Raw genomic sequence first — 5,969 nt, forward strand, 5'->3', positions numbered from 1 at the left:
ATCCCATAGATCCACCGTTGTCCATAGAGGCTCAGACTAAATTCACTTTGTCGTGGGGTTTTGTCTTGATGCTCCGAACTCCGCCCAGCATAAATTTCTACACCTAATTTCTTGATCCATTGTCCGTGAATCGTTGCCCATTTGTGACAAGTTAAGAAAAAGTGCACATTGTCAAGGGGGTACACCAAAAAATGTAAAATAGGCTGAAACATCTATTTCGCAGGCAGTTGAGCCATAGTTGAACCAGTTATGAGTAGCAAAAAAAGAATTAACCGAGATCATGCAAAGAAAAAAATCGTCCCCAAGTAGAAAATGAAGCGATCGCGAATCACCTGGAAGATTTATTAATTCCGGCAATGGCTGCCCAAGAAACTTTTTATCGCCAACTAAATCTAAGAGATAGGATTCTGACACTACCATTAATGATGGCAGCAATATTAAGTTTCTTATGGCGAGACGTAGCAGGAGTAACAGAATTAACCAGATTATTAAATAGAGAGGGATTTTTATGGTGTGAACCGCAAGAGATTAGTCAACAAGCATTATCGCAAAGATTTTTAACTTTTCCAGCAATTTTATTTGAAAAGTATTTAAAGAATTATTGCCTCATTTTCGCCAAAAATGGTTAAAAAGAAAATCAACACCACTATCAGATAGCGTATAATTTGCCTTAAAAAACTTTGATAATATCTGGATAGCTGATGGCTCAACATTAGAAGCATTATTTAAGAAGCTACAAAGTTTATCAGATGTGCCAATTGGTCAATTAGCCGGAAAAATTGGAGTAATTATAGATCTAGTAACTCATCTTCCCGAAGAAATTTGGTTTTGGACAAATCCCAAACAAGCAGATACTCATGCTCGAAGAAGATTTACTAAAAATAGTTAAGCCAAAAACCTTGCTCTTATTGGATCGAGGCTTCTATCACTTCGCTTTTTGGCAACAACTCATCGACCAATAAATTGCATTTATCACTCGAATAAAGAAAGGTGCATCCTATCAAGTCGAACGGGTATTAACCAATACTTATGATGTCAAAGACCAGATAATTAAAATAGGTACAGGCACAAAAAGAACACCAGCTTTAACTATAAGATTAGTACAGATTCGCTCCAAGACTTCCTGGCGTTCTTATCTGACAAGTGTCCGAGAACCCGAAATATTGCCCCCCTATGTAGTAGCAGATTTATATCAAAGATGCTGGCGAATTGAAGAGGCATTTTGTACAGTAAAAAGATTATTAAATCTTAGTTATTTATGGACAGGTTCATTAGACCTCTTGCAAAAAAATATATATTATAATTAAAGGTTTTGAGTTTTAGACCCCACAGCTAACTCATAATTGTAAAGTGCTGATATAACCTGCAATCTGCTTCACTTAAGCCAAGCCCTTTATTAAGTAGCTAGACAAAATTAATTACATAGTTTTCTCCAAATTCTTTCAGAATTTTTTCAACAGATGCAACGAAAGTTTCCCAACTTTTGTAAGCAGATATCTCAACCCATTCATACTTGATAAACCGCCATAGGATTTCAATTAAATTTAATTTAGGAGAGTAAGAAGGTAACTCAAAAAGAGTAATATTCCGTTGTTTCCACTCTTCAACTTTGTCAAGAATAGCATCACTGGTGTGAATAGAAGCTTGAGCTGTGACAATTACCGTTGGCTGATCTACTGCGGGAAAAAAAGCATCAATACAGGCAATAACCACATCTCAGTTAATACTTTGAGATGAAACATAAGTTTCAAGATAGTTATTTCGATTCATGATTCCTAGTACATTCATAGGCTGACGACGACTAGGAATTGCTAAATATTTTCCAATGTTCTGCCAGCCATAGGGAACACAAGGAATCCAACAAAATCCTGCTTCATCGAAGTAATATAAATCAATTTCTCCCCGATCGTCCAATCGCTTTAATTCTTCTAGTTGTGCCTTTTTATCTTGATATTCATTCATGGGCTGGAGGCTTTGCGGCAACTCCTTTACGCATACGGTGCCAACTCATATTTAGCATTTTTACTATTCTTTGAATTGTTTTTATGCTCGGACTTATTCCCCAGGTTTCTTGAACCTTTTGGCTAACATTTTTTAATTGCCTTGGCTCTTGTTTAGCCCACTCTTTGATTGGGGCTTTCTGCGAAGAGTTAAATAGTGATTTAGCACCTCTTCCTGGGGGAGCATCCCGGTTTTGCAAAAGCCTCAAATAGCCAAGAGATCGTTGAGGTAAACACAACGAAGTTTTAGCATTTGATTGACATTTTTTTCAACCATTGAGCTCCCGAAATTTTCAACCTTTTATCTATTTGTTTAACAGTCAATTCTACCGCTCCCGAGCCTATGGAACAAATCTTGTCTGATGATAATTGCTCATAGTTAACAATTCGAGAGGGATGCTTTTCTAGATACTTGCAAAAGTTTTTAGCGGTTTTTTTGGGACAATATTTAAATAGATTTAGGGTAGGTTCGACCCGACCTTGCCACAAAAATTCTTTGGCTTGGGCTAGAGATTTCAACGACCCTCCCACTTTATATAAATTTTCCATTAAATGATACCAATCTAAAATTTCGCGTCTGGTTTTACCACGATTTAACTGGCTCATAATATTCCATATTCCATCATGTCCATCACCCCAACAAGTTAATAGATCGGCTAATGGCTGATGGTTTATATAGTTAATTAACTCTTCATTCTCTTGATAAAAAGCCCCATAATAACTTTCATGTAACCGCACTGCCTTATAGAACCCATTTGACATCTAAGAAGAGGGGTGCAAGCCTTCTAATCATCAGCCTAATAAAACAAAGGTTGAGTTTGGCAGTCGCCCCTGCCAAACTTCTCTCAAAGTTCTTCACCAAAATTTTACATCTTTCCATCCAAGCATTTGACCGTTCAATGACCCACCTTACTTTAACTGGGACAAATCCTGATTTTACTTGAGCTTTTTTTTCGGCTTTTGATGGCTTTTCTGAAAGTTCAAACTTGATTTTTGTCATAATTTAGGGATAAATTTTTTCTAACTCTTTTGTGAGATGTTCGGGATGATAACCATTGTCTACTAAGAGTATAATTTTCGGAATATTTAGAGGTTTGGACTTAAAATAATCGATGTTTAAAGTCAAAATTTCAATCAAACCAGCATCATCTGATACACTAGCTTTTGTGCAGTGGGTAAAGAATGGAAACCCAAGTGTATCAACGGCTAGGTGTCTTTTAATACCATTTGTAGACTTGTAGAAACAAAACCCTTTTGACTCAATACTAGCATTACCAGTATTTTTTACGGCTTGTGAGTCTATAATCATCAATGTAGTCCATTGGGCTTTTTTTTTAGCTGTGCACGCACTTGCTCATGTAACACCCTCATCAGCTCTTCTATGACTCCCTGTGTTCGCCACTGCTTGTAATGCCAATATACAGTGGAATAGGGTGGCAAGTCTTTGGGTAAGTCTTGCCAATTGCAGCCATTTTTTAGTTGATATAAAATTCCATCTAAGATTTCTCTTTTTGTCCAGTTACATGGTCTAGTTCGGTTCTTTTTGGGCAATACCTCATGTAGTATGGGTTCAATTGTTTCCCATTCTGAATCCGTTAGACTGCTATAATAAGGCATGGCCGCTACTGGATAATGCTTTTACGGTCACGCTACCACAAGACCGTAAAAGATGTCAAATGGGTTCTATAATCTTGCCAATGAGACCCTTCTCCTAAATTCCCTCTCAGACGGACTTTCCCTCCATCTATGCTTGTTTCTTTCACCTCTATTTTGGCATGAGGTCCTGACCATTCTTGTTTTTCTACCACTCGGTGTAAACAAGTGTGGCCAATCTTTACTCCTGTCTGAACTTCCATTTCTTGGGCAGCCTTGAAGTAGGAAAGATTAGCTATTTGACGGAGACAGCATTTTTCAAATAATGGAGATAATCGAGTAGATTTCTTGAACTCTAATTTTTCGACCTGTTTTTCAGTAATTATTAGTTCACCAATACAGCTTTTTACGCTCGCTGGGGTCGTCCTTGTTCTGTTCCTGTTGCTTCTTTGATAAAAAAAACCGATTTGTGGACCACTTTTTCAAGCCATTGTTGCCTGAGATGTTTTTCAATATTTTCCAGACTGGTCAGTTCACTTGGCGGTGTATTGTTATACGAAATTTTAGCAATTTCTGCCGAAAAGAATTGCAACTGTTCTAGTTCTTCATGGGTCATGGCTCTTTTTCTCGACTTTTTTTGACACTTTTATTGATTTTAACTATTTTACACTTATTCGGATATTTACAAAACCGGGATGATCCCCTTCCTGGTTTATTATAAAGTTCTATCATTCCTTCTGATTCCCACCGATTGAACCAGTTATAGAGTGTCTTATAACTTATTCTGAAAATATTCATTAACTCTACTTTTTTTACTCCTTGCGAAGCTAATATGAGGCAATGTGATCTCTGACCTACTTGATGATGTCGGCTTTGCCGATGAAGTCGAGTCGAGTAATTTAGACGAAAGAGGATTTATTTTCCTGATAAACATCATATGAAATTCTAATTAACTCATAATTTTGCCTGGAATATCATTCTACCATGTATTTGTGTAATTAATTCTGTCTAATTACTTATAGCAGAAAATTATTTTGCAAGAGGTCTATTAAACGGAATCAAGCTCCAAATCTGGGCTGCTTGGCTATTTTATGCAGTTTTAGTAGACTTAGGAGATGCGGTTGCAGATGAATTAGGAGTACCAATTGAACGGATTGCATTAGAAATGATTTATCGGGGAATATAAGTAGCTCAACAAAATTAATTACACAAACCCACTAATATGATATACTAAAAATATCGAATCGTATTCAAGGAAATTGTATATGTTTTTACTTGGAGACATCAATCCACTTTCGTTGAAATTGCTAAATCAAATTTATCGCGAAAGCAGACATCATCAAGTGCGCCAAAGAACACAGCTTTTAATTTGGGTTTCACAAGACTTCAAAAATGAAAAACTGCTGAAAATATTTAAAATTAGTTATAAGACTATGTATAATTGGTTGAATCGATGGGAAAATAAGGGAATGCTCGGATTATATAATAAACCAGGTAGAGGCAGAAAAAAATCTTTAATCCGGCAGAATCTGCTCAAATTAAAAATTGGGTAAAATTGGAACCAAAACAATTAAAGCAAGTAGTACAAAAAATCAAAAAAGAATGGTCTATTAATACAAGTACGGAAACAATTAAGAGAATAATCAAAAAAAAATATGAGTTGGCATAGGATGCGTCGAGGTGTTGGGGGAAAGCCAGACCCTATAGAATACAAAGAAAAAAAAACAAAAATTGTCAGCATTAAAACAACTAGAAGATGAGGAAAAAATTGATTTATACTATTTGGATGAGTCCGGCTTTTGTGGCATCCCTTGTGTCCCTTATGGATGTCAAGAGATTGGTGAATATTTGTTATAGTCATTTCAAATAAATGTGAGACAGAGGCAAGATCGTGATAAAATGGATAAAAATAGTTAATTAGAAAAAAATGGTTTACAGTCTAGACGTATCCGCTCAATAAGTTGCGGTAAGCATTAATTTTTCGGAATTGTAGAATTTTAATTTAATTGTACAAATATCTTAATTTAGATACAAAAATCTCGCATTTCCTGGCTGCTAAATCTTGATTAAAATAATGTATTCTCAATCACGAAGTCAAGGATATTACAGTCTTTTTGGAACAGTCACAATTAACAGTGGGGTAACACTTAATAAAGGAATTAAGTTCCGATAATTCAAAGCAGTTATCTTTTTTTAAACTTCTTCAATAATCCCAGGACACACCGAAAGAACAAAGCGAAGATTGTTCGCGAATAATCATCCCCAGAGCTGGAATATTTCCCCGGTGAGAAATACGATAATATTCAAAAAAGCTAATTCCTAATTTGCGGGTAGTCGCCACCAGAGACATGAAAACATCCATCGCCTTAGTTCCTT

9 protein-coding genes and 3 pseudogenes are annotated in these 5,969 nt (G+C 36.1%); 3 read left to right on the forward strand and 9 right to left on the reverse strand.

Annotation, left to right across the window (positions count from 1 at the left end; all coding sequences use genetic code 11):
* A pseudogene (locus QT998_RS27205) lies at positions 1-146 on the reverse strand (IS4 family transposase); the annotation flags it as partial.
* Positions 147-356: 210 nt separating this feature from the next.
* Between QT998_RS27205 and QT998_RS27210 the strand changes: the two are divergent.
* Positions 357-1,298 (forward strand): annotated as a pseudogene (locus QT998_RS27210) (IS4 family transposase); the annotation flags it as partial.
* Between the two features lie 106 nt (positions 1,299-1,404).
* Here QT998_RS27210 and QT998_RS27215 read toward each other — a convergent pair.
* From QT998_RS27215 to QT998_RS27615, 8 genes are all read right to left on the reverse strand, one after another.
* Complete coding sequence (locus QT998_RS27215; RefSeq protein WP_333118928.1) at positions 1,405-1,713, reverse strand: transposase; 309 nt, start codon at positions 1,711-1,713, stop codon at positions 1,405-1,407.
* A gap of 3 nt (positions 1,714-1,716) precedes the next feature.
* The gene (locus QT998_RS27220; protein WP_333118927.1) at positions 1,717-1,962 is read right to left on the reverse strand and encodes a hypothetical protein; all 246 of its coding nucleotides are present in this window, start codon (positions 1,960-1,962) and stop codon (positions 1,717-1,719) included.
* Between the two features lie 284 nt (positions 1,963-2,246).
* A complete protein-coding gene (locus QT998_RS27225) occupies positions 2,247-2,762 on the reverse strand; it encodes a hypothetical protein (RefSeq protein WP_333118925.1) in 516 nt (171 codons plus the stop codon).
* The gene (locus tag QT998_RS27230) at positions 2,743-3,000 is read right to left on the reverse strand and encodes a hypothetical protein (protein ID WP_333118924.1); all 258 of its coding nucleotides are present in this window, start codon (positions 2,998-3,000) and stop codon (positions 2,743-2,745) included. Before QT998_RS27230 ends, QT998_RS27225 begins: the two co-directional genes overlap by 20 nt.
* 3 nt (positions 3,001-3,003) lie before the next feature.
* Complete coding sequence (locus QT998_RS27235; RefSeq protein WP_333118922.1) at positions 3,004-3,309, reverse strand: transposase; 306 nt, start codon at positions 3,307-3,309, stop codon at positions 3,004-3,006.
* Positions 3,309-3,617, reverse strand: coding sequence for a transposase (locus QT998_RS27610; RefSeq protein WP_442922005.1), 309 nt, complete (start codon positions 3,615-3,617; stop codon positions 3,309-3,311). The genes QT998_RS27235 and QT998_RS27610 overlap by 1 nt, the downstream gene beginning before the upstream one ends.
* Before the next feature lie 382 nt (positions 3,618-3,999).
* Positions 4,000-4,209 (reverse strand): hypothetical protein, encoded by a 210-nt coding sequence (locus tag QT998_RS27240; protein ID WP_333118919.1) that lies wholly within the window; start codon positions 4,207-4,209, stop codon positions 4,000-4,002.
* Positions 4,206-4,508 (reverse strand): helix-turn-helix domain-containing protein, encoded by a 303-nt coding sequence (locus tag QT998_RS27615; protein ID WP_442922006.1) that lies wholly within the window; start codon positions 4,506-4,508, stop codon positions 4,206-4,208. Before QT998_RS27615 ends, QT998_RS27240 begins: the two co-directional genes overlap by 4 nt.
* 127 nt (positions 4,509-4,635) lie before the next feature.
* Between QT998_RS27615 and QT998_RS27245 the strand changes: the two are divergent.
* A pseudogene (locus tag QT998_RS27245) lies at positions 4,636-4,776 on the forward strand (IS4 family transposase); the annotation flags it as partial.
* Positions 4,777-4,858: 82 nt separating this feature from the next.
* Complete coding sequence (locus QT998_RS27620; protein ID WP_333118918.1) at positions 4,859-5,146, forward strand: helix-turn-helix domain-containing protein; 288 nt, start codon at positions 4,859-4,861, stop codon at positions 5,144-5,146.
* Positions 5,147-5,969 lie beyond the last annotated feature (823 nt).

Source organism: Microcoleus sp. S1D4 (genome assembly GCF_036700765.1).
In the GTDB taxonomy this organism is placed as follows: domain Bacteria; phylum Cyanobacteriota; class Cyanobacteriia; order Cyanobacteriales; family Microcoleaceae; genus Microcoleus.